The organism is Nostoc sp. C117 (genome assembly GCF_043099735.1).
Lineage (GTDB): Bacteria > Cyanobacteriota > Cyanobacteriia > Cyanobacteriales > Nostocaceae > Nostoc.
This window is the reverse complement of sequence record NZ_CP170991.1, coordinates 6,525,052-6,546,571: the sequence shown is the minus strand read 5'-3', so window position 1 is coordinate 6,546,571 and position 21,520 is coordinate 6,525,052. Positions and strand designations below refer to the sequence as shown.

At 39.7% G+C, this 21,520-nt stretch carries 22 protein-coding genes and 1 pseudogene; 13 read left to right on the top strand and 10 right to left on the bottom strand.

Annotated elements, in window-relative coordinates:
* The first annotated feature begins 189 nt into the window (after window positions 1–189).
* The 3 genes from ACFG4S_RS28115 to ACFG4S_RS28105 all read left to right on the top strand — a co-directional run bounded on the left by ACFG4S_RS28115 (window position 190) and on the right by ACFG4S_RS28105 (window position 2,177).
* On the top strand, window positions 190–795 hold the full coding sequence (locus ACFG4S_RS28115) for a vWA domain-containing protein (RefSeq protein ID WP_392532203.1): 606 nt from the start codon (window positions 190–192) through the stop codon (window positions 793–795).
* Between the two features lie 209 nt (window positions 796–1,004).
* Complete coding sequence (locus tag ACFG4S_RS28110) at window positions 1,005–1,610, top strand: vWA domain-containing protein (RefSeq protein WP_392532202.1); 606 nt, start codon at window positions 1,005–1,007, stop codon at window positions 1,608–1,610.
* A 177-nt stretch (window positions 1,611–1,787) separates the two neighbouring features.
* On the top strand, window positions 1,788–2,177 hold the full coding sequence (locus ACFG4S_RS28105; protein WP_392532201.1) for a salt stress protein, Slr1339 family: 390 nt from the start codon (window positions 1,788–1,790) through the stop codon (window positions 2,175–2,177).
* Between the two features lie 85 nt (window positions 2,178–2,262).
* On the opposite strand, the gene dcm is transcribed toward ACFG4S_RS28105, so the two are convergent.
* Both dcm and ACFG4S_RS28095 read right to left on the bottom strand, forming a co-directional pair.
* Complete coding sequence (gene dcm, locus ACFG4S_RS28100) at window positions 2,263–3,540, bottom strand: DNA (cytosine-5-)-methyltransferase (RefSeq protein ID WP_392532200.1); 1,278 nt, start codon at window positions 3,538–3,540, stop codon at window positions 2,263–2,265.
* Window positions 3,541–3,654: 114 nt separating this feature from the next.
* Window positions 3,655–3,939, bottom strand: coding sequence for a DUF2470 domain-containing protein (locus ACFG4S_RS28095; RefSeq protein WP_392532199.1), 285 nt, complete (start codon window positions 3,937–3,939; stop codon window positions 3,655–3,657).
* Window positions 3,940–4,216: 277 nt separating this feature from the next.
* On the opposite strand from ACFG4S_RS28095, the gene ACFG4S_RS28090 reads away from it, so the two are divergent.
* Window positions 4,217–4,966 (top strand): metallophosphoesterase family protein, encoded by a 750-nt coding sequence (locus ACFG4S_RS28090; RefSeq protein ID WP_392532198.1) that lies wholly within the window; start codon window positions 4,217–4,219, stop codon window positions 4,964–4,966.
* 28 nt (window positions 4,967–4,994) lie between these two features.
* Here the strand turns inward: ACFG4S_RS28090 and ACFG4S_RS28085 are convergent, their stop codons facing one another.
* Window positions 4,995–5,858, bottom strand: a complete 864-nt coding sequence (locus ACFG4S_RS28085) for a M48 family metallopeptidase (protein WP_392532197.1) — start codon at window positions 5,856–5,858, stop codon at window positions 4,995–4,997.
* A 353-nt stretch (window positions 5,859–6,211) separates the two neighbouring features.
* Between ACFG4S_RS28085 and ACFG4S_RS28080 the strand changes: the two genes are divergently transcribed.
* Entirely contained in the window at window positions 6,212–6,745 is a 534-nt protein-coding gene (locus ACFG4S_RS28080) for a DUF4330 domain-containing protein (RefSeq protein ID WP_392532196.1), read from the top strand.
* A gap of 127 nt (window positions 6,746–6,872) precedes the next feature.
* On the opposite strand, the gene ACFG4S_RS28075 is transcribed toward ACFG4S_RS28080, so the two are convergent.
* Window positions 6,873–7,769 (bottom strand): alpha/beta fold hydrolase, encoded by an 897-nt coding sequence (locus ACFG4S_RS28075; RefSeq protein ID WP_392532195.1) that lies wholly within the window; start codon window positions 7,767–7,769, stop codon window positions 6,873–6,875.
* A gap of 513 nt (window positions 7,770–8,282) precedes the next feature.
* Between ACFG4S_RS28075 and ACFG4S_RS28070 the strand changes: the two genes are divergently transcribed.
* Window positions 8,283–8,876: a hypothetical protein gene (locus ACFG4S_RS28070; RefSeq protein ID WP_392532194.1), complete on the top strand. Its 594-nt coding sequence runs from the start codon at window positions 8,283–8,285 to the stop codon at window positions 8,874–8,876.
* A 217-nt stretch (window positions 8,877–9,093) separates the two neighbouring features.
* Window positions 9,094–9,861, top strand: coding sequence for an armadillo-type fold-containing protein (locus ACFG4S_RS28065; RefSeq protein ID WP_392532193.1), 768 nt, complete (start codon window positions 9,094–9,096; stop codon window positions 9,859–9,861).
* A 153-nt stretch (window positions 9,862–10,014) separates the two neighbouring features.
* On the opposite strand, the gene ftsE is transcribed toward ACFG4S_RS28065, so the two are convergent.
* Window positions 10,015–10,761 (bottom strand): cell division ATP-binding protein FtsE, encoded by a 747-nt coding sequence (ftsE, locus tag ACFG4S_RS28060; protein ID WP_392532192.1) that lies wholly within the window; start codon window positions 10,759–10,761, stop codon window positions 10,015–10,017.
* 429 nt (window positions 10,762–11,190) lie between these two features.
* Window positions 11,191–11,949 (bottom strand): WecB/TagA/CpsF family glycosyltransferase, encoded by a 759-nt coding sequence (locus tag ACFG4S_RS28055; RefSeq protein ID WP_392532191.1) that lies wholly within the window; start codon window positions 11,947–11,949, stop codon window positions 11,191–11,193.
* 452 nt (window positions 11,950–12,401) lie between these two features.
* Here ACFG4S_RS28055 and ACFG4S_RS28050 point away from each other — a divergent pair, with 452 nt between their 5' ends.
* From ACFG4S_RS28050 to ACFG4S_RS28040, 3 genes are all read left to right on the top strand, one after another.
* Complete coding sequence (locus tag ACFG4S_RS28050) at window positions 12,402–13,118, top strand: response regulator (RefSeq protein ID WP_392532190.1); 717 nt, start codon at window positions 12,402–12,404, stop codon at window positions 13,116–13,118.
* Window positions 13,119–13,274: 156 nt separating this feature from the next.
* Entirely contained in the window at window positions 13,275–14,948 is a 1,674-nt protein-coding gene (locus tag ACFG4S_RS28045; RefSeq protein ID WP_392532189.1) for a SpoIIE family protein phosphatase, read from the top strand.
* Window positions 14,949–14,951: 3 nt separating this feature from the next.
* Window positions 14,952–15,377: an ATP-binding protein gene (locus ACFG4S_RS28040; protein WP_392532188.1), complete on the top strand. Its 426-nt coding sequence runs from the start codon at window positions 14,952–14,954 to the stop codon at window positions 15,375–15,377.
* Window positions 15,378–15,541: 164 nt separating this feature from the next.
* Here ACFG4S_RS28040 and ACFG4S_RS28035 read toward each other — a convergent pair whose 3' ends face one another.
* A complete protein-coding gene (locus ACFG4S_RS28035; RefSeq protein WP_392532187.1) occupies window positions 15,542–15,973 on the bottom strand; it encodes a ketosteroid isomerase family protein in 432 nt (143 codons plus the stop codon).
* Window positions 15,974–16,323: 350 nt separating this feature from the next.
* Here ACFG4S_RS28035 and queG point away from each other — a divergent pair.
* Together queG and ACFG4S_RS28025 are read left to right on the top strand one after the other, a co-directional pair.
* Window positions 16,324–17,294 (top strand): annotated as a pseudogene (queG, locus tag ACFG4S_RS28030) (tRNA epoxyqueuosine(34) reductase QueG).
* A complete protein-coding gene (locus tag ACFG4S_RS28025; protein ID WP_392532186.1) occupies window positions 17,269–17,898 on the top strand; it encodes an HAD-IA family hydrolase in 630 nt (209 codons plus the stop codon). The pseudogene queG and the gene ACFG4S_RS28025 overlap by 26 nt, the downstream one beginning before the upstream one ends.
* A gap of 171 nt (window positions 17,899–18,069) precedes the next feature.
* Here ACFG4S_RS28025 and ACFG4S_RS28020 read toward each other — a convergent pair whose 3' ends face one another.
* Entirely contained in the window at window positions 18,070–18,444 is a 375-nt protein-coding gene (locus tag ACFG4S_RS28020) for a hypothetical protein (protein ID WP_392532185.1), read from the bottom strand.
* Between the two features lie 217 nt (window positions 18,445–18,661).
* Between ACFG4S_RS28020 and ACFG4S_RS28015 the strand changes: the two genes are divergently transcribed.
* Window positions 18,662–19,192 (top strand): orange carotenoid protein N-terminal domain-containing protein, encoded by a 531-nt coding sequence (locus tag ACFG4S_RS28015; protein WP_392532184.1) that lies wholly within the window; start codon window positions 18,662–18,664, stop codon window positions 19,190–19,192.
* Between the two features lie 125 nt (window positions 19,193–19,317).
* On the opposite strand, the gene ACFG4S_RS28010 is transcribed toward ACFG4S_RS28015, so the two are convergent.
* Both ACFG4S_RS28010 and ACFG4S_RS28005 read right to left on the bottom strand, forming a co-directional pair.
* Window positions 19,318–20,082, bottom strand: a complete 765-nt coding sequence (locus ACFG4S_RS28010; RefSeq protein WP_392532183.1) for an ABC transporter ATP-binding protein — start codon at window positions 20,080–20,082, stop codon at window positions 19,318–19,320.
* A 141-nt stretch (window positions 20,083–20,223) separates the two neighbouring features.
* Window positions 20,224–21,057: a CheR family methyltransferase gene (locus ACFG4S_RS28005; RefSeq protein WP_392532182.1), complete on the bottom strand. Its 834-nt coding sequence runs from the start codon at window positions 21,055–21,057 to the stop codon at window positions 20,224–20,226.
* Between the last annotated feature and the right edge of the window lie 463 nt (window positions 21,058–21,520).

The window sequence follows — 21,520 nt, the reverse complement described above, 5'->3', positions numbered from 1 at the left end:
CCCAAATGCTTAACGGCAGTTTTATCTTAGAGATTGAGTAGGGCGGTTACAAGTGGGGAATCCCAGTAACCATAGCTGTTTTAAGTAGCAAATGAGCCGGTGAACTAATACAGAACCTTAACAAGCCCACTGTATCGTCAAAATCCTGGACTAGACTATAACTACAGACCAACAATCACAGGAAGAAGTATGATGAGCGATCGCGACTACACACTAATCATTGATAAAAGCGGTAGTATGTCCACACCCGATCAGGTGGGTGGTAGAAGTAGATGGGAAATAGCACAAGAGTCTACACTCGCTTTGGCAAGGAAAGCGGAACAATTTGACCCCGATGGCATCACTGTTTACGTGTTTTCTGGTAAATTTAAACGCTACGACGATGTTACATCAGCCAAAGTCACACAAATATTTCTCGAAAATGACCCCTCTGGAACCACAAACTTAGCAGGTGTACTCCAAGATGCAACAAATAATTACTTTCAACGTAAAGCTGCTGGTAAAACCAAACCAAATGGAGAAACAATTTTAGTAATTACTGATGGTGAACCAGACGACCGCAAAGCTGTATTTGAAGTCATCATTAATGCTACTCGTCAAATGGAGCGTGATGAAGAATTGGCAATTTCGCTCATCCAAGTAGGTTCAGATGCCCAAGCAACTAAGTTTCTCAAAGCTTTAGATGACCAACTGCAAAGTGTTGGTGCTAAATTCGATATTTGCGATACAGTCACTTTAGATGACTTAGAAGAAATGAGCCTTGCAGATGTATTAAGCAAAGCCATAACTGACTGATACAGCAGAATTATTCAGATGTAACACACGTTATATATCTGATTTTCACTTATTGATTCTGTACTTCAGCTAGTTGTAAACTGCTTGTTGTAAGACTTAATTTTGTAAGCTTTATCTCATAAATCATCAGGGTTTTGAGAAATATTAGCCTTCGTACAGAATTGATTGATAATTGAGAAATTTTTAGTAACCACTTGGGGAAATTATAAATGCTAGAAAATCGTGATTACACCTTAATTATTGACAAGAGTGGCAGCATGTCAACCCCAGATACAAAGGGTGGTAGAACCAGATGGGTAGCATCACAAGAATCTACTTTAGCTTTAGCTAGTAAATGTGAGCAATTTGACCCAGATGGCATCACTATCTATCTATTTGCTGGGAAATTTAAGCGCTATGACAATGTGACATCCAGTAAGGTATCACAAATCTTTCAAGAAAACGATCCTTCTGGTACAACTGACTTGGCAGGTGTATTAAAACACGCAACTGATGATTACTTTCAACGCAAAGGAGCCGGTCAAACTAAGCCAAATGGTGAAACAATTTTAGTAGTTACTGATGGTGAACCAGACGATCGCAAAGCAGTGATGAAGGTCATTATTGAAGCTTCTCGTCGAATGGATCGAGACGAAGAATTAGCTATTTCTTTCATTCAAGTCGGTAAAGATCAGCAAGCTACCCGTTTTCTCAAAGTTTTAGACGATGAACTCCAAGGAGCTGGTGCTAAGTTTGATATCTGTGACACAATCACTATGGAAGATATGGAAGATATGAGTTTATCAGAAGTGTTACTCAATGCTATTAATGACTAGCATAATTTTGGGTAATTCGTAATTTCTAATTCCACTAGAGCAAGGGTTTTATCGATTCTTTGTAGATGATTTATTGATGCCTCTCGGCAAAATTAAAAATTGAAAAATCTTTTTGTTGTGCCATTTTGAACAAATACCACATAGAATGTCGATTTTCTTTTTATAGGACTTGTAAAAATGGATTCGATTGATAAGCTGTTAGCTGAACTCAAAACTGAATACGAACAAGTACAACCTCAACAACAACCAAAATCAACCACATCCCAATCGTTTATTCCAACATCACCAAAATCAGCATCTTTAATCGATAATCTTTTGGCAGAAGTGAAGGCTGATTTTGTCGAAAAGGATGTTGCAGAGGAATTGAAAAGACAGCAACAGCTAGAACAGGAAAGAATTCAACAAGAACAACTCAAGGCTAAACAACTAGAGGCTTTAAAAATCGAGGCCAAAGAATGGCTAGCTAAAGTAGATCCTTTCTCGTCTGAAGGACTTTGGTTTGAAAGATTTGCTGAAAGTTATTCCTCAAAATTAGAGGCTGCAATTGAATATTTACGAAGCAATTAAGAAGAGAATCTTTGTCAAGTCTAGCGTTGTATTGAGATTTATGCTAAGCCATTTCTGAAAAAGGTGGCACTAATCACATATTTATTTATCTTGTACATAAAGAGTTAATTGGGATTTTCATTATCGCTTCTTGAGCTACTGCTTTCACTACATTAATACTTACAGAATTTCCTAGTTGGTAATAAGCTTTATTATCATTATGATGAAGTATAAAGCTATCAGGAAAACCTTGCAGTCTTGCTCCTTCTCGCGGAGTTAATCGCCGCACTCTGTGATTATGATAAACTCCCAATCTATTGGCATCACTCGCAACTAACGTTACCGAAATCTTATTTGGATCGATAAATTTATAAACTTCAAATGAAAAGTTACCTGATAGAGGTTTATATTTATTATTAATCAGTTTTAGATATTTTTTAGTAACGAGTGAATTTAAAATTTCTCGCAGTTCAGAATGTTCAAAAAAACTAGCGATTTGTTCTTGAGTTAATAATTTACCATCTTGTTCTTGTCCAAATTCTTTATTCCGTCTCTTCAAGATGAAACGATTCATTAATTCAATTTCTTCACTACTACACTCACCGCGCAATCCTAAATCCCAAGAGTGAATAGAATTTCCACCACGATAATCAATCAGCCTGACTCCATGTAAGCGATTTAAATCATTATTAAATATTCGTTTCAAAGCATTGACAAACTCTGGGGAACAATCGTACTTTTCCTCTGGATTTTCTTCCAAAATATCGCCAACAGTCACAGATTTTTTCGTAGGATAAAACAAAGATAATTGCTGAGGGTTATATGAATGAGAATCTTTTGGACCTAAATCAGAAATTAATTTAAAATTAGGGGAAGCGTTTAAAATACCTACCAGATAAATACGGACACGATTTTGTGGTAAGCCAAAGTTTGCACTATTAAGTAAAAAAGCATCAAAACTATAACCTCTTTTTTTAATTTCATGCTTAATAGTTGCTAGTGTTTGCCCTCGATCGTGATTGTAAAGCCCTCGGACGTTTTCAAAAATAAAAGCTTGTGGTTTATAGCTATCAAGTAATCTGGTTATTTCAAAAAATAGTGTGCCTCGTGTATCGCCAAACCCTTCTTTTTTGCCAGCATGAGAAAAAGACTGACAAGGAAACCCAGCTAATAAAAATTCATGTTCTGGTAGTTTCTCAATTAATCGAATATCACCTAAAGGTGTTTGACCAAAGTTTTTTTCATAAACTAATCGAGCATCTGAATTGATTTCGCTGCTGAAAACGCATTCACTTTCTATATTTAAAGAATCAGCGGCCTGTTCAAAAGCTAATCTAATTCCCCCTATTCCTGAAAATAAATCAACAAATTGAATTTTCTGCATAGCATTTTTATTTTAAATGTGTGAAATACAAACCATTGTAGGGGCACAATATATTGTGCCCCTACTCATATAAATTATTCAATTGAAAACCGCTCTAAGTTACCTTATAATTTTCTAGTTTGCTTTTACCCGCGCCTGTTTTACCATTGCAATCAGAGTTTGATGAGCATCTTCTGCATTAGCTAAGACACGATCGAATTGAATACGAACTGGCAGAGTTTCTCCATTCACTTGAGCTGTTAAATCCATACCATGTGCATCAATTGACAGCATTTCGGCTGCGATCGCATCTGTTACACCACCAAAAGCTTTAGCATAAAGAACTACAGCTTCAGCATGATCCTCATTCATGTGGTTACAAATGCGTGAACTAATATCAGCAGAAAAATCATTAGACATTGTGAGATTGAAGAGTTATGTAGCAACAGCTTAAATTCTAGGCTAACAAAGTAGATTGAGCTTACTGGTTTTGAAATTGTTACAAAAAGTATTGGCTGTAATATATCGCTATCATCAGTCAACTTTATTCATTGCTGGAATAATAATTAAATTAAAATTAAACTTTAAATTAAAATAAAACTTATCCAGTAATTTCACCTGTTCTTGCGGAAACCAGACAGCTTAAACTGTAGCAGAAGTGTTAGCCAAAATTCCAAATTATCGCAGCTAAGAGACAATGAGCGAAATTAACCCCAGACGAATTGTAATTGGGGATGTACATGGTCATTATGAAGGTTTAATGACATTGTTGGAGGCGATCGCCCCCACATCAGAGGATCAAGTGTATTTTCTGGGAGACTTAATCGATCGCGGACCTCACAGCGCACAAGTAGTTAATTTTGTCAAACGAAATAACTACGCCTGTTTGCTGGGAAATCATGAGCAGATGTTATTAAGCATTTTGACTGATGAAAGGAGTTGTTCCCCAAAGATGCAAGCATGGCTGTACAGTGGGGGGCAAGCTACCGTAGCTAGTTATCACGAGGCAACAATTCCTGATGACCATCTAGATTGGTTTAAAACTTTACCTACATATATCGACTTAGGGGATATTTGGTTAACTCATGCTGGTGTTGACCCTTTAAAGTCAGTGAGCGAACAAACAGCCGAGCAACTGTGCTGGATAAGAGAAGAATTTCACAGTATTAAAAAGCCTTACTTTCCCGATAAACAAATTATCATCGGTCACACCATTACCTTTACCCTACCGGGTGTTTCTCCTGGACAACTCGCACAAGGACAGGGATGGCTAGGGATAGATACTGGTGCTTATCATCCCCGCAGTGGCTGGTTGACTGGACTGGATATTACAAATCAGTTGGTTTATCAAGTTAACATTTTTAGAAATTATCTTCGTGCCTTGCCCTTAGAAGATTTAGCGATCGCAGTTGATCCAACCAAAATCAAAGTTGCCCGCCACAATTAGAATTAGGATGCTCACTCGATCGTTGACCTCAAGACCTCACTAATGGTCGAATATTGGCTCTATAACTAACATTATCCAAACCATAACTTCCATTACTAGGTTGAGAGTCAATTGCACGTCTGAGGGCAGCAATGCGATCGCTTGTTCCAGGGTGGGTACTCAAAAATGTCGGTGTAGAACCACCTTTTTTCAACAACTTTTGCATAAAAGAAACCATTGCCGACTGAGCATAACCAGTACGTGTCAAAGTCCGTAGTCCTCTTTGATCGGCCTCAAATTCGTTTTGACGACTACGTGGTAAGTCTCGCGCTAACTGTACACCAATTTGCACTGCTGAATTACGATCTAAGCCAGCTGCTGTTAATAAACCACTTTCGAGAGCTTTTTGCTGCATCTGTTTGACTACGTGTTTTCCGCCAATGTGACCAATTTCATGGGCGAGTACACTTGCTAGTTCCGCTTCATTGTCTGCGGTTTTCAGTAAACCCGTATGGACATATACATAGCCTCCTAAAGTAGCAAAGGCATTAATAGAGTCATCCTGAACTATCTGAAAAGTATAGGGAAGATTGGGGCGATCGCTATTGGCTGCTAAACGCCGCCCAACTTGTTCCACATAGCGATTAACTTCAGGATCGCGGTAAAGCTTAACTTCACTCCCCACTAATTCCTGATTGATTTGTTTACCAAGATCGACTTCCTGACGAGGTGATATATTAGAAAGCTGAAATGCCTGGACTCCTTGGAGTAAAAGGGGCAAGAAGTCTAAAGTTCTTCCAGGCATGGGTGTACCCAAGCACAGACTCAAAGCGACTACTACTGAAATTAGTGGATAAAACCAGCGACGCCGCCAGATACGATAATTTACAAAAAAACCTTTCCAATTCAACATAATCTGTACTGAAAATAATTTTGAGAGAACGTAAAATGATAAGACAAATTATGAGACGGATTTAGAGTATTCTAAGTTGCATTGTTAGCTTAAAACCAAATGGGTTATTATACAACTAATCCTTAAGCAAATATACTGAACTGGGAACGGCTCACGATTCCCTCTAGAGATAGGCTTAAACAAAAATTTTTGCGTTGGCTAGCGCGGCTTGAAACTTACTAACTCGTGATAAACTGTCGCATAACCGCAACACCCAGCCACTTTGAGTTATTAATAAACAGGGAAAATTGCCGTTTCCATTGAAAACCTTCTTGCTACAATCAATTACTTGGCTATTACCTAGGAAATTTTTTATGACTATTTTAGATTCAAAAGGTCGTTTGTTCGGCAAAATCAACCTCCTAGATTTAGGTGCTGTGCTGGTAATTCTGCTAGTTTTATTTGGCATATTTATCTTTCCTGGCACTTCTGGTTCTGTTGCCCAAGTTGGTGCAAAAACAGTTCCCATAGAGGTAGATTTAGTAGTACGTGGTTTGAATGTACGTGACCCCGAACAATTATTCAATAACGGATTAAAAAAAGGCGGTAAAACTAATGTGATTATCCGCAATCAACCCTATGGAGAGATTGAGATTAAATCAATTCAACAGCTAGCCAGAACAGTTAATGTTTCCCAACCGGATGGTTCCGTTAAAGAATTGCCCGATCCAAAAACCAACAATTTTAGTACCGATTTGCTTTTGACTTTAGATGGCAAAGCCCAAGTTACCGAGAGTGGGCCAGTTCTTGGTAACAGTAAAGTTAAAATTGGGATGCCATTTGAGTTAGAAGGATTTAACTACAACTTCAATGCCACTGTCATTGATGTCAGATTAAAAGATAAATAGTATTTGTGGGATTGACAATCCAGAATTCAGAATTCAAAAACTATAACGCTTAAAAAAAATCAAGCCTTAATTAGGAGGTTTGATTTTCTGATTATTTGGAATTCTGACTTCTGAATTCTTGGATTAATTAAGCAAAGATAGATAAAAATCGGCGAATTAACCCAATTGTGACCGCTGGCAATTCTAACTGTGGCGTTAACCCCACATCTTCCAATTGTTGAAAAAATCGGATTGCTTGGGGATTGATTTCGGCGAGGCGACGACCAATTGAGGGACCTGTAAACTGGGATTTTTCTCCCCAAATAATGGCGGTGGGAGTGGTTAACTGTTGAATATAAAGGGATAAATCAAAGCACAAATCACCACGGACAAAGGACAGTGCTGCATACTCAGCATTAGTTTGTTGGGCAGATTGTAGATAAGCATCTACAATTTCTTCGTACACTCGATTAGACTGGGCAAATTGTCGTTGCTCTAAGAAAGCGCGAATACCACCACTGGTAGCAACTCCAGTACTGTATATCAAACGGTCAATCACGGGAACACTGACTAACTGAGCAAAAAAGCTCCGAGAATAGTCTTCGCCAAAGTCAGAAAGTCCTGCAGGAGTAGTCAGAATTAAAGACTTAAATAAATCAGGATGAGCGATCGCTACTCGAATTGTAAATGCTGCGGTCAGGGAAGAAGCGATCGTTGTTACTGCTCTGGTACAAGTCTGCTCAAAAAACTCCCGAATCGTTGTCAAATAATCGTCAATACTGTAACTTCGTGCTGGATGCTCAGATCTACCCCAACCAATCAAATCTGGTGCAATAATCCGATATTCAGCAGCAAAAGCCGGATAAACTTTCGACCACTCATAAGCAGAAGATCCACCCCCAAAGCCGTGTAGGAATACTAAGGTTTCGCGGTCGTCTTTGGCGGTCACATCGTCCTGCCAAGGCGATCCAGGGGCAGTATAGTACACCATTTTACCTAGTGAGGTCATTACGGAGCGTTGCTCAAATCCTATTGGCTGAAACATAAATATTTTTTTCACCTAGTGATTAGCACGGAGATGCAAAGACATGGGGACGCCAAGAGAAGTCTGAGGGACGGCTTTGGCTAATCAGAATTTCGGGGACAGAGAGAGTTCTTTGTCTTTGTTTGCGTCCCTACATCTGCTTTCTTTGGGTCTTTAGTTTTATTATCTGCCAACCAATTACTTTAAGACTTCTGGCCACCGTTAGATTAAGTAGATGTAAAATTACTGATTTTTTTGTAAATATTTTGTGATTCTTTTTTCACATAAGCCAGTAAGATTACGTTGTAAGTACTGTATTGCAAGGGTTTTCAATGGTAGCGAGTATCACTATGGGATGAATTCATATGAGTTTTTATGGTACTCTAGCAAGAAACTGATAAATAATTTTGAGCGTCGAGAATAGTCAAAACGCTCATTTAATAAGCTATTAATTTTAGTTCTGGATCTAAAAAGAATAGCTTTTGATATATTACTAATCTGATTATTCTCTAGGTAATGGTAAGGTGGAATGTCATGGTAAAGCAGGCTACTCTTCAATCAAATAAAGTACCAAGGATTGAAGACCCTAAATTTGCGCTTGACAACTTTAATATAGAAAATATAGAAAACCAAATTGCAACTTCATCTCGGCGTGGTCAAGTAGATTCAGGTATTGAGTTTGCCAAATTGACTCTACCTACTTGTATTTGTTTAGACTTGGAAGACTTAAAGTGTTTTGAAGCAGTAGAACGGCAGTATGAACGCTGGGGAGTCATTTTTCACAATTCTCTGGCAATACAGCCATCAAACCCAGCATTTCCAAGTCATTCAGGGCTAACAGTCTTAATGGGAGCGCCCAAAAGCGGATTTTTAGAAGCTACTTTCTTACGCCCTGTTAACTCAGTTAGCGCCTTTGTCACTAGTTCGCAGCGATTAGTGCTTTCCGCCTACGATCGCGATCGGCAACTTCTTGGACAAACTGTATTAGCAAGCGCTAATCTTGCCAATTCTGACTCAGGAATTTCCCCTAATACGTTATTATCCATAACTGTGAATAACATCCATAGTGTGACCTTCTGTGCTTTTGATGGTCAGTTCACCCTTGATGACTTTCGTTTTTGTCTTTAGACTTAAAACGTTAAAAACTCAGTAACAAAATTAAACTGAATCGCCCTAGTCCGGGTATTCTTTTAGAGTATATTATTCATCAATCTCCTGAAAGGTGCTAACTGGTCTGAGATTTCTAATGGCCTCGTATTTTTAGCAATTCGGGATGCTCGTTTGTTTATTTGTCTCTAATAAAACTTATACAATAGGTAGTTTCGTAATCAAGTAGGTAAACACTGTGGCACAGGCTTCGTCTTCTTGGCGACAATCGATCAACCAGATTCCCAACTGGTCGCTTCCAAAGATCGAGATAGGAGGAAGCTCAAAACAACAAACTTTCAAGCGCTTCTCTGGACCTGGAGGCTTTTTGGGGTTCCTGACAATTGTTGTTGCGATGCTGTTGTGGAACTGGAAACTTTTATTAGCTCTCTTAATTGGCGTTGGAGTAATGGTATTGGTTTACTCAATGCAGGAGTGGGACTGGCAATTACGGTGGTGTAAAATACGTGAGTTTTTAAACAATTCAAACCGTCGTTTAGTTTTAGCAGTCATCAGTGGTGGTCTTGCTACTGTCAGCACTTACATGGCGGCGGCAATTTGGGTTGACTCCCCCAGTCCCTGGATTGCTGCTGGTGCGATCGCTCAAGGAGTGGGAACCCTTTTAACTTTAATTTTATTGGTATGGCAAATCGTCAACTTTTATGGAAATCGAGAAGAAGACCATCTCAATCGCTTATTAGTGAATTTAACAGAAAAAGATCCATTAAAGCGGTTAATTGCCCTACGTCAACTGACTAAATTGATCGCCCGTAAACGAGTTGATTCTTCAGTGCAGCAAGATGTAGTCCAATGCTTACAACTCCTACTGAGTCGAGAGGAAGAACTTGTGATTCGAGAGGCAGCTTTTAAAAGCTTACAAGCTTGCGATCGCCTACAAGCACTACCACCCAAAACAGCCACAACCTTCGTACCCGTCTCAGCAAAAATTAAACATCATATTTATTAGTTATTGGGTATGGGACAAGGGGACAAGGGGATAAACAAAACTCCTAACTCCTAACTCCTAACTCAGCATGGGCTAAACGCCCCGCTATCCATGTACAGCACGGGCTAAACGCCCCGCTATCGCTAACAGCACTCCTAGCCCCATACCCAATATCTATTTTCGAGATAGCTGTCCATTACGAACTTGTACTACTGGATGATTGCAACGCCGGACTAATTGCTCATCGTGGGTTGTAACAATCACCGTAGCGCCAAAGGAATTTAACTTTTGGAGAATTTGTATAACTTGCCAGGAATTATCTGGATCGAGATTTCCCGTTGGTTCATCTGCCAACAGCAGTGGTGGTGTGCTAACGATCGCCCGCGCAATACTTACCCGCTGTTGTTCTCCCCCAGACAGTTGATCTGGAAAGCAGTCAGCTTTATTCAGCAAACCTACCAGTTTTAATGTTGGCTCTAAACGCCGTTGAATTTCTTTACGGGTATACCCTTGAGCTTGCAGGACAAAAGTCACATTTTCCGCTACAGTCCGTTGAGTAATTAGTTTGTAGTCTTGAAATATAATGCCAATACGTCGCCGTAATAATGACAGGCGATCGCCCCTTAAAGCTGCTACATTACATTCATCAACAATAACTTCTCCCTGTGTCGGTAACTCCTGACCATACAGCAGTTTCAACAGGGTTGATTTACCAGAACCGCTTGGTCCTGTGATAAAAATAAATTCTCCCTTTTTAACCTCAAGATTCGCATTCAATAAGGCGTGACAACCATTAGTATAAGTTTTAGTTACAGATTGCAATTGCACCTTGGCAGGAGTATTACTAATGTGCTGTTGAGTTTCACTGTTCTCTCGCTCAACGGATTTCTCTGTCTTAACTTGAGTTGTTAATACTGGCATTGTTAAATTTTCCTCATACCCAAAGCTAAACACTTTGGCAACTTAGAATTTGATATTCCCCCCAAAACCAGGATTCCCAGGTTTTGCCTGGGAATTTCAAATTCAACAGAGAAAATTAAAACTTTTTGAAGAGTTCAGTACTAATACACAGAATTGGGCATTGGGCATGGGAGACGTAGGGTGGTGGGATGGTGGGGAGATGGGGTGAAATTCTCTCCTCATACTTCGGCTTTGCGGTAGTTGAATCTCGACTTCTCCTAACGGAGACGCTACGCGAACGCTCGATTTTTGCGTAGTCGAAACTCAGTACAAGTCTCCACATCTCCCCAGCGATGCACTGAGCTTGTCGTTGGCACAGCCTCTCGCAGAGAAGTGTCCCAATTACCCCTTATCCCCAGAGGGGACGACTCCACCTTCCCCAATCCCCACTTAGCACTTAATTGCACCCCTTGCAGTCAACCTATAAACAAAGGCTTTTATCGCAAATTCTGGCAAAGCCAACATCCGACGCCAGCGCCAAGGTTCTTGATACAGCCGATATAGCCATTCCAAATTGTTATTTCCTAACCAAGCAGGAGCGCGAGTTTTAGTTCCCGACCAAATATCAAAACTGCCACCAACGCCAATCCAAATTGCTTGGGGACACAAATGGCGGTTTTCGGCAATCCATAATTCTTGACGTGGCACTCCTAAACCGACAAAAATTACTTGTGGCTGTAATTGGGCAAGAGTTTGCCGCAATTGTGCTTCTTCTTCTGGGGAATGGTAGCCTGAGTGAGTACCTACTATATTCAAATCTGGAACTTGCTGCTGCCAAAACTCTGCTGTTTTTGCAGCTACTTCAGGCGCTCCTCCATAAAAAAATACCTTTGCTCCTGTCTTCTGTTGTCCAAGTTCCTGCAAAAGTTTTTCTGCTAATTCAATTCCTGGAGAACGCTGCACTTTTTGCCATAGGAGCCAGCGCAAATATAGAACAACTCCGGCTCCATCTGGAATTACTAGTTCAGCATTTTGAATCACCTGAGCTAGGAATTTATTTCGCTCTGCCTGGATAGTCATTTCTGCATTGAGCGTTACTACATGAGTTCCTCTGCCTTCTTGCAGGCATTTTAACAACCAGGCGGGATAGTGACTCATCACATGAACTTGTATTCCCAACACTGAAAATGCTTCAAGCGATTCAGACATAACCTAATTTTTGATTCATCCTACACCACATCTCCTTAAACGTTAACTTAAACGTTTAATTTATCAAATATTTTTATCAGAGAAGAAATTAGGAGGAGGTAAGTAAGTCGGTGGGGATAAACGAGCTTAAAACCCTTACCAATAAAGCCACTTACTAGTCTGCCCTGCGGGAATACTAAGAGCGAACAAGTCGGAAAACCCGTCCAACGCAGTGGCTCACCAATGATAAAGGACAAATGACCTGACTTTTCATCTGATCTGGAAAAAGGGAACGGCTGTCGGGTGTAGTAAGACTTTCATCATTTCCCCTACAGCCTACACCTTCTATCAACAAGGGTTTTAAGACTTCCCATGAAAAGCCATATACACAGATGTCCTTAATCTCCGCCTATTAAGACTTTTTAGTAAACTCGACTTTACAGTTAAGGTAGTGTAACAGGCTGAAGTTAGCTATGAGTAAAATTCGTATCGCTCTGATTGAAGATCATGACCTAACTCGTGTGAGTATTCGGACAGCACTACTACAAAAAAATGACATTGAAGTTGTAGGTGAAGCTGCCAATGCCGTTGACGGGCTAAAAATGTTAAAAGTGCTACAGCCAGATATTGCCATAGTAGATATTGGTTTACCAGATAAGGATGGTATTGAATTGACACGGGAGGTAAAATCTACCAATACGGAGGAGTTAAGCACAAAAGTGTTAATTTTGACGCTGCGGGATAATAAAGAAGCGGTGTTGGCAGCTTTTGCTGCTGGGGCAGACTCGTATTGTATGAAGGATATCAAATTTGATAATTTGCTGGAAGCGGTGCGAGTAACTTACAATGGCAACGCGTGGATCGATCCGGCGATCGCTCGGATTGTATTACAACAAGCCCAACAAAATCCCCAAAAGTCGAAATCGGCTTTTGTAGAGACTAAGACCATTGCTCCTAACCCTGATTTTGCCGAAAATCTGGAAGAAATTGAACCCTACACCCTGACAGAAAGGGAGTTGGAAGTGTTACAGTTGATTGTCGAAGGTTGTAGCAATGCAGTAATTGCGGAAAGACTTTACATCACTGTTGGGACTGTTAAAACTCACGTCCGCAATATTTTGAATAAGCTATGTGCCGATGACCGTACTCAAGCAGCAGTCCGCGCCTTGCGTTCTGGGTTAGTAGGATAAAAGTTAAATTTACCAAACAGTGAACAGTTATCAAGGTTTCAAACACTGATAACTGATAACTGTTGAAAATGATCATTTCGGAATTTTTCTTGGTTGTCAGGTGGGATAAATATTGTACTATCTCGCCATTAAAATAGTTGAAAAATAAAGTCAAATATGGCTGAGACAGGGGTAGAAAAACTCAAGCTCATGGTGGTAGATGATGAGCCGGATAACTTAGATTTACTCTACCGCACTTTTAGACGAGATTTTCAAGTATACAAAGCTAATCATGCTCTTGGTGCCCTAGAAATCTTGGATAAAGTTGGCGAGATGGCTGTAATTATTTCTGACCAGAGAATGCCAGAAATGAGCGGCAGCGAATTTTTTAGTCGCACAGTGGAACGCTTTCCGGACACAATTCGGATTTTGTTAACTGGTTTCACTGATGTCGAAGATTTGGTAGATGCGATTAACTCTGGTCAGGTATTCAAGTACATCACCAAACCCTGGAATCCAGAGCGGCTCAGAACGTTAGTTGAGCAAGCCACTGATACATATCGCGTAGTGAAGAAGCGCACACAAGAGTTAAGTCGTGCTTTACGGCGAGAATCTTTGTTTAATGCGGTCACAACGGCAATTCGGGAGTCTTTAGACTACGACAGTATGCTGGAAAAGACTGTAGCAACGATTGGACAAACATTTGAAGCTACCAGTTGCTTGCTCAGGCCAATAGAAGGCGATCGCTTAACACCAGATATATTTTCATATCACGATCCTCAATGTCATGTCTTTGATTGCGCGTTCGACCCCAGTGCTTTAATTGAAAAAGTGCTGGAAACCCGCCATTATCAACTTGCTGAAGAAATATATGACGGTAACCCATGTCACCACCTGGTTGTGCCACTTAGCTACCAGCAACACCTGTTAGCTGTACTGGCTCTCCACCAATGGGGACGTGATTGCCCTTGGCAATACGAAGACATTCAACTGATTGCAGGTGTTGCCGAACAAGCAGCTTTAGCTCTGTCTCAAGCAAAACTCTACCAACGGCTCCAGGAAAAGCAACAGCAGATTCACACTGAGTTGGAAGTAGCTCGCCAAATTCAATACAACCTACTACGCCAAAGTTTACCTGATATCAAAGGTGTGAAGGTTCAGGCTTGCTGCTACCCCGCGCGGGAAGTCGGAGGAGATTTTTTTGAAGTCTTTGTCCATCCTAAAGGCGATTTGTGGTTGGCAGTGGGTGACGTTTCTGGCAAGGGTGTCCCAGCGGCTTTATTTATGGCTAGTGTTATTTCCGTCTTGCGCCGGGAATTATCTCAAGAAGCGCCAGCCGAGCCAAATATCATTATGCAAAACCTTAACCACGCTCTGAGTGAAGATTTAATTAGCAATAATTATTTTATTACTCTTGTGTTAGCCTGTTATACCCCTACCACGAGGGAACTCGTTTACACGAATGCTGGTCATATCTATCCACTATTATGGTCACAGCAATCGGGATTAGCCGAAAATCCCAATTACCTCAAAGTCCGCAGCGTTCCTTTGGGGATCTTGCCCAAGTGGCAAGCCCAGTCTGGTCGCTTGGTTCTCGCTCCTGGAGACACATTATTACTAGCTAGTGATGGTATTACAGAAGCAATGGTATCAAATAATTTGGATTCAACAATAAAAACAGTGTCTGGCGTTGAACCAGTTGACCGTTCTATGCTGAATCAAGATGGACTTTGGTATCTCTTACAACAAGAGCAAAAACCCCTTTCTCTTAACCATTTAGTAGCTCGTATTCAGGCAGATAACCACGTGCAAGAAGATGATCAAACTATACTCTCGCTGGAGATTTTGTAAGTAATGAAAAGTGAGCTTCATGTACCAAGTGATTTGAATTTTCTCAATATTGTGGAAAATTGGTTGTTGGGATGTTTAAAAATTGAGCTAGGAGAATCAGTGGATTGGTCACGCCAATCCAGTCGCTTAAGATTAGCTTTAGTGGAAGCCTACTCAAATGCAGTACGTCATGCCCACAAAGACAAACCAAATTTGCCTATTTTGCTGCGTTTGGAACTAAAAGATCGGGATCTTGCCCTAGAGGTTTGGGACTACGGCGAAGGCTTTGATATGTCTACATACTACGCTCCAAACCCGATGGAAAAACAAGAAGGTGGTTATGGTTGGCTGATTATGAATCGTCTGATGGATAAAGTTGACTACAAGTTGCAAATTAATGGGGCTAATTGTCTGAAGTTAGAAGCTACTTTACCCGAATTAGTCAAATGAATAAGTCCAATTAATTCATAATTACTATTACTAATTCATAATTCTTATCGCATAATTTAAGTCATTTTGCCTCAACTAATGATCTTAGGGTGCTTTTATGTCTCTATCGATTATTAGCAAGTTTCATAATTATGAATTATAAATGAATAATTATTGGTTAGTTGCTAGTTCTCACGACGTAAAGAAAGTAGCTCTTGGGGTGAAGCTAAAAGTTTGATTCTAGTATATAGAATTTGACTTTGTTGGTTGAGTATAAATAGCCACAAGATATTTACGCTACACCAAGAATTTTGTGCTTTACCTGTGACTTGGATTTGGATATTACCGTTTTCCAAAGTCTCGGCTATTCCTGCTTTTGGGTAGGTTTTTATATTTTTGGCCTCTTGTTTTAAGTAAGCTGCGATCGCATCTGTGCCAAGAATATCAGATTCAAATGGTGGATGCATCACACCATCCTTGGTAAATAAGGCGGCAGTTACCTCAAATTCTCCTGAATTTAATGTTTGAAAATAACGGACTACACTTGTTTCTGTAATTCCCTCAATCTCGAATTCTGTTTTCCCCTCTACTGGGGATATAAATTCAGCAAAGGTCATAGTATTACCTGTATCATACTAGCTAAATATTAATTTCATTACAAAAAGAGGTAAAAAGAAAGCCTCTGTTGAGATATATTTCCACGTATGTAGAAATATATCTCACGATAGAAGTTTTGATGTCAGATGTCAGGATGGGAGCCCGAAACGCTCCGCCAAGGCGTTATAATTTGTTCGACTTAAAATCAAGTGGGGTCTGAATCACCATCTGATTTGTCTCCTTATCTCTTTTTTCAATCATCACTCCTGAATTCTCAATGTAAAAGAAGCAACAAATATTAATCCAAATAAATAACTAAATAATGTATAGTTGTTACGCCTGTATTTAGGCAAAATCCAAATATAAAACAATGAATGAGTGTTCGGTAAACAGCAGCGTAGTGAAAGAAAAAGCCAGCGAGTTGGGCTTTCATAAGGTTGGAATTGCTGCTGTAGATATGGTAGATACCACAGAAACAGAGAGGTTGGAGGCATGGATAGCCCTGGGTTATCACGCCAATATGGAGTGGATGAAGAATCCAAAGCGTCAGGATATTCGGTTAGTGATGCCAGAAGTGCGATCGCTAGTGTGTGTAGCATTGAATTACTACACACCACATCAACGTCCTGAAGGTGAAGAATATGCCAAAATTTCCCGTTATGGGTGGGGAAGAGACTATCACAAGGTGATACATAAAAAACTCAAGCAGCTAGCCACATGGTTAGAATCACTGGATCAAAGCGTGCGGGCTATTTATTATGCAGACACTGGACCAGTACAAGATAAAGTGTGGGCACAACAAGCCGGAATTGGTTGGATTGCCAAAAATGGTAATGTGATTACGCGCGAGTACGGTTCTTGGGTATTTTTAGGAGAAGTGTTGACAAATTTGGAACTAGAAAGCGATCGCCCCCATACAGAACACTGCGGTAGTTGTACTCGTTGTCTTGAAGCTTGTCCTACAGGTGCAATTACTCAGCCTTTTATTGTGGATGCTAATCGCTGCATTGCTTATCATACGATTGAAAATCGGGCAGAAGAATTGCCACAGACACTCACACCTAACTTGCAAGGCTGGGTTGCTGGTTGCGATATCTGCCAAGATGTTTGTCCTTGGAATCAACGTTTTGCCTGTATAACTGATGTGGCAGAATTTGGGCCTTATCCTGGGAATGTTGCTCCCCAACTGCTAGAATTAGCCCAAATCTCAGATCGGGAGTGGGATAAACGATTTCCAGCATCTGCCTTGCGGCGGATTAAACCAGAAATGTTACGACGCAACGCTAGAGCTAATCTTGACGCATCCACGCCAGAGATGACCCAAAAAGTAATTATTTTTGATTTTGATGGCACAATTGCCGATACAGTAGATGCCCTTGTCAGTATTGCTAATCGTCTAGCTGTAGACTTTGGTTATATACAAATCACTCCAGACCAATTAGCTCTCCTCAAGAACTTAACATCTAGGGAAATTATTAAGTACTCTGGAGTTTCTCTATTTAAAATACCTTTTCTCGTGAAAAAAGTTAAAGGAGAATTAAAAAGGAAAATCCCAGAATTAAAGCCTATTCCGGGAATGAAAGAAGCATTAATAGAACTTCAAGCTCAAGGGTATAAGCTGGGAATCATCACTTCTAATTCTAAAGAAAATGTTACACAATTTCTCCGGATTAATGATTTAAATCACTTATTTGATTTTATATATTCAGGAATTACAATTTTTGGTAAAACAACGATCATCAATAATGTATTGAGGCAAAAACAACTTAAACCTCAAGAAGTGATTTATGTTGGAGATGAAACCAGAGATATAGAAGCATCAAAAAAAGCAAATATTCAAGTAATTGCCGTAACTTGGGGCTTTAACTCATCGGAAGTTCTAGCTAAGCAAAATCCAGATTATTTAATTCACCGACCTAGCGAACTATTAGAAGTAATGAAGTAATAATTCAGAATTCTAAATTCATTTACTTAAAACAGATTGATAACCGCGACTTCTAGAAAAAGTTGCGGTTATCAAAATTATTGACTATTAGTGACTAATGATTGCGACTGATTGCGACACATGGAGTACTCAAAGCGATTAGTTATAACTCTTTGATAATCCAAAATGGTATTACTTTTTCGCTTGACCCTTTTCTAAAGCTTGTTTTACTAGATCGTCACTGACACTATCTACACCCTCAGTTTGGGAATTTCCAACTTCCTTAGCTAACTCTACATAATCATCAGGATTACCTGTTGACTGAGCTTGAGTTTTTATCTCTTTTGTTTCAGGGACTTTATATTTAGGAGCAGTTGCGGCTTCGGCTGCTGATGCTCCTTTTCCTGTGCGATCAACTTCACTAACACTAAATTGCTGTGCGGCTGCATAATCAGCTTCAAAATCGACCTTTGGTGCTTTTTCTTCACCAGTAGCTATGCTTTCGGCAGCTAATTGAGCGTCATGAGTGGGAGCTTGATTAACATTGGGTTTTACTTCATCAGACATAATTAAAACCTTAGGTAAATTTTTTATTACTGGGGTAATAATAGCAAAATGATTCTGTATTTTATTGCTTCCTTGCGAGAGATTTGTACCTCTATTAAAAGGTGGATTAAACCTGTAATTCCCAATTCATTTAACTCTTTCTATTGATAGTAGAATCTGATTATCGAATTCTGTTAACACTTAGGTTGACTTGTTTAATTACCATTGATGATAAATTATGACTGCAAGTTACGATAAAACTATTTCTCAAGCGCGAAGCAATGAAACTCAAAAAGTCGTAGATGGGTTTAACGCGTTAAATACCGATGACAAATTAGCCTGGTTCTATTTTGTTTATGAAAAAATGGGTGATTCTATCACGCCAGCTGCTCCAGCTGCGGCTGAACCAGAATTAGCACCACTTCTGTTAGGTGACTATTTTGAATTATCAGATGAGCAGCAACTAGATATCATGCGAGATATAGTTAATCGGAAAGATACCGAATATTCTCGTGCCTATGGAGCGATCAAAGAAAACAACCAGCTGTTAGTTTGGTATGCTTGGGCGGTAGCTATGGGAAATACAGTAGTTGGATTACCAGCCACCTATCAGCCAGCTAAGGCAATTAATGATTTGCTTTCCGAAATAGAAAAACTAGAGTTTGACGAGCAAATTTCGGTGTTCCGTACAATAGCTGGTGAATTGGGTTATACCGATGTTAAGCCGATCGCAACACAAGCAGAAACTGGGAAAACCACAAGTTTATAATCAGTCCTGAGGACTTCGAGCCACGCCTACACAAGTAAAGTCTGCCTACTCTGCGGGTTCTAACTACCCCTCTGAGGAACCTACAGAGAGCGTCCCGCAGAGAACAGTACAAGGACTTTAATCATTTATGACACAGCTAGATGATTCAATTCGGCTGGGGTGAGGTTAGAGTGTACTACTTGACCATCACGGAACCAAATGATGCGCTGGGTTTGACGGGCAACTTCTGGTTCATGAGTTACCATGACTACGGTGATCCCACTAGCATTGAGTTCGCCAAAGATATCTAAGACTTCTTGGGTTGTGCGCGAATCAAGTGCGCCTGTGGGTTCATCGGCTAAGAGTACCACAGGACGATTAACGATCGCTCTGGCGATGGCCACTCGTTGCTGTTGTCCACCAGATAGTTGAGTTGGTTTATTGTTGAGGCGATTTGCTAAACCTACTCGCGTCAGTGCAACTGTAGCGCGATCGCGTCTTTCTCCAGGAGTCACCCTAGCATACACCATTGGCAGCATCACATTTTCTAGTGCTGTCAGTTGGGGTAATAAGTGGAATTGTTGGAATACAAAACCTAGCTTTTTGTTGCGAATGTGTGCCAAGGATTTATCATCCATTTGCGCTACATCTATATTGTCTAAGTAATAATGTCCGCCTGTGGGTCGATCTAAACAGCCGATAATATTCATCGCTGTGGATTTACCTGAACCAGAAGGTCCCATAATTGAACAATATTCACCGTTGTGAATACTCAAATTCACATCATTGAGTGCTTTGACTTCAGTTTCACCAGTACCGTAGATTTTATATATATTTTCTAAACGAATAATAGTTGATTTTGGTACAGGATTAGGAAGTAGCGAATCGGTAATTGAAAGAGTGTTTGCCATAAAATCTTTATTTATAATCCAAGTTAATGGTTTTTTTTAATAGTATTTTTTGGTAAAAATATCAGAATGTTAAAATTTACCCAGTATAAATATTCTAATTAACATTTGCTCTGCATCATCACCTCAGTCTAAACAATCTTATTACATCCCGATTTTTCTATACAGCTTTTCACCTTTGATTAGCTCTTCATAATGCTGCTCATAGGAAGTGAATCTAATGGATTCTTGTCTTCCTAAACCCAAGATACCAAAAGTGCAGAGGCTATTATAAAACAGTTCATGTACCCGCTTTTGAAGTATCTGGTTGAAATATATCAGCACATTCCGACACAGGATAACATTAAACTCATTAAAAGAGCTATCTGTTGCTAGATTATGCTGTGCAAAGACAATATTTTCTCTTAAGGACGATCGAAAAATAGCATTGTCATAAGCTGCCGTATAGTATTCAGAAAAAGATTTTTTGCCCCCTGCTTTTAGGTAAAGGTGTGTATATTCCTGCATTAATTTTAGCGAAAAAATACCAGTTTTGGCATTTTGTAATACCTTTTCGTTGGTATCAGTTGCATATATGCGGCAACGATGATAAAGTCCTTCTTCTTGCAGCAGAATTGCCATTGAGTAGACTTCTTCACCGCTGGAACATCCAGCGTGCCAGATGCGAATAAATGGATAGGTCTGTAAGAATGGGATAACTTGATTTCTGAAGGTGTTATAAAAGCTAGGATCGCGAAACATGGATGTTACATTTACTGTCAAAGCCAGTAAAAATCGTTCTAGATATGCACGGTTGTGCAGTAACCGTTCTTGCAATGCAGAAATATTTGTTAACCCTTCTAACTGCATAAAGCCTTGAATGCGCCGCTTCAATGAGGAAAGAGCATAATTACGGAAATCGTAACCATAGTATTGATACACCCCTTCCAAAAGCAGATATATTTCGATGTCCTCCAAGCTGGGTTTGAGCAAAGTCATAATCATTCATAATTCGTAATGACGCTCGAATACTTACTAACGCTACAGTAACGTAATTTGTAATTAATAGTTAATAGCCCATCTCTGAATGGGATTTTCAAATAATGTTTGTCGGCTTTAGATGATTTTTATGATTTAGATTTTAAGCTAGCTGGTAGGGTTTTATAACCCAAGTGAATCTTACCTCTAAAATAGCTTAGTGGATCGATTAAGTTTGATATTGGTGCTACTTTTAACAAACTCTCAGGGTTTAGATTCTGGGTCTCGTTTTTCATAGGTAAGTTTTACAGATATTTTTCACTACCCGTTACAAAACTTAATTACTTCTATTTTCTTAATTCTGTTTCCTTCCTACTCAAGTAAATTCAGAAATAAAACTCTTATTTCTCAGAATCCTCTGGGGATTATTATTGCTCAACTCGTGTATAAGTCCTATAAATTACGAATTACGTTTAGCGTAGGA

What these genes read in the sequence shown, in the direction of transcription:
- ACFG4S_RS28040 (WP_392532188.1), top strand. Translation starts at nt 14,952, where the DNA reads ATGAAAAGTGAGCTTCATGTACCAAGTGATTTGAATTTTCTCAATATT.
- ACFG4S_RS28075 (WP_392532195.1), bottom strand. Translation starts at nt 7,769, where the DNA reads ATGTTTCAGCCAATAGGATTTGAGCAACGCTCCGTAATGACCTCACTA.
- ACFG4S_RS28015 (WP_392532184.1), top strand. Translation starts at nt 18,662, where the DNA reads ATGACTGCAAGTTACGATAAAACTATTTCTCAAGCGCGAAGCAATGAA.
- ACFG4S_RS28105 (WP_392532201.1), top strand. Translation starts at nt 1,788, where the DNA reads ATGGATTCGATTGATAAGCTGTTAGCTGAACTCAAAACTGAATACGAA.
- ACFG4S_RS28080 (WP_392532196.1), top strand. Translation starts at nt 6,212, where the DNA reads ATGACTATTTTAGATTCAAAAGGTCGTTTGTTCGGCAAAATCAACCTC.
- ACFG4S_RS28110 (WP_392532202.1), top strand. Translation starts at nt 1,005, where the DNA reads ATGCTAGAAAATCGTGATTACACCTTAATTATTGACAAGAGTGGCAGC.
- ACFG4S_RS28050 (WP_392532190.1), top strand. Translation starts at nt 12,402, where the DNA reads ATGAGTAAAATTCGTATCGCTCTGATTGAAGATCATGACCTAACTCGT.
- ACFG4S_RS28115 (WP_392532203.1), top strand. Translation starts at nt 190, where the DNA reads ATGATGAGCGATCGCGACTACACACTAATCATTGATAAAAGCGGTAGT.
- ACFG4S_RS28085 (WP_392532197.1), bottom strand. Translation starts at nt 5,858, where the DNA reads ATGTTGAATTGGAAAGGTTTTTTTGTAAATTATCGTATCTGGCGGCGT.
- dcm (WP_392532200.1), bottom strand. Translation starts at nt 3,540, where the DNA reads ATGCAGAAAATTCAATTTGTTGATTTATTTTCAGGAATAGGGGGAATT.
- ACFG4S_RS28025 (WP_392532186.1), top strand. Translation starts at nt 17,269, where the DNA reads ATGACCCAAAAAGTAATTATTTTTGATTTTGATGGCACAATTGCCGAT.
- ACFG4S_RS28090 (WP_392532198.1), top strand. Translation starts at nt 4,217, where the DNA reads ATGAGCGAAATTAACCCCAGACGAATTGTAATTGGGGATGTACATGGT.
- ACFG4S_RS28035 (WP_392532187.1), bottom strand. Translation starts at nt 15,973, where the DNA reads ATGACCTTTGCTGAATTTATATCCCCAGTAGAGGGGAAAACAGAATTC.
- ftsE (WP_392532192.1), bottom strand. Translation starts at nt 10,761, where the DNA reads ATGCCAGTATTAACAACTCAAGTTAAGACAGAGAAATCCGTTGAGCGA.
- ACFG4S_RS28010 (WP_392532183.1), bottom strand. Translation starts at nt 20,082, where the DNA reads ATGGCAAACACTCTTTCAATTACCGATTCGCTACTTCCTAATCCTGTA.
- ACFG4S_RS28070 (WP_392532194.1), top strand. Translation starts at nt 8,283, where the DNA reads ATGGTAAAGCAGGCTACTCTTCAATCAAATAAAGTACCAAGGATTGAA.
- ACFG4S_RS28020 (WP_392532185.1), bottom strand. Translation starts at nt 18,444, where the DNA reads ATGTCTGATGAAGTAAAACCCAATGTTAATCAAGCTCCCACTCATGAC.
- ACFG4S_RS28045 (WP_392532189.1), top strand. Translation starts at nt 13,275, where the DNA reads ATGGCTGAGACAGGGGTAGAAAAACTCAAGCTCATGGTGGTAGATGAT.
- ACFG4S_RS28005 (WP_392532182.1), bottom strand. Translation starts at nt 21,057, where the DNA reads ATGACTTTGCTCAAACCCAGCTTGGAGGACATCGAAATATATCTGCTT.
- ACFG4S_RS28095 (WP_392532199.1), bottom strand. Translation starts at nt 3,939, where the DNA reads ATGTCTAATGATTTTTCTGCTGATATTAGTTCACGCATTTGTAACCAC.
- ACFG4S_RS28055 (WP_392532191.1), bottom strand. Translation starts at nt 11,949, where the DNA reads ATGTCTGAATCGCTTGAAGCATTTTCAGTGTTGGGAATACAAGTTCAT.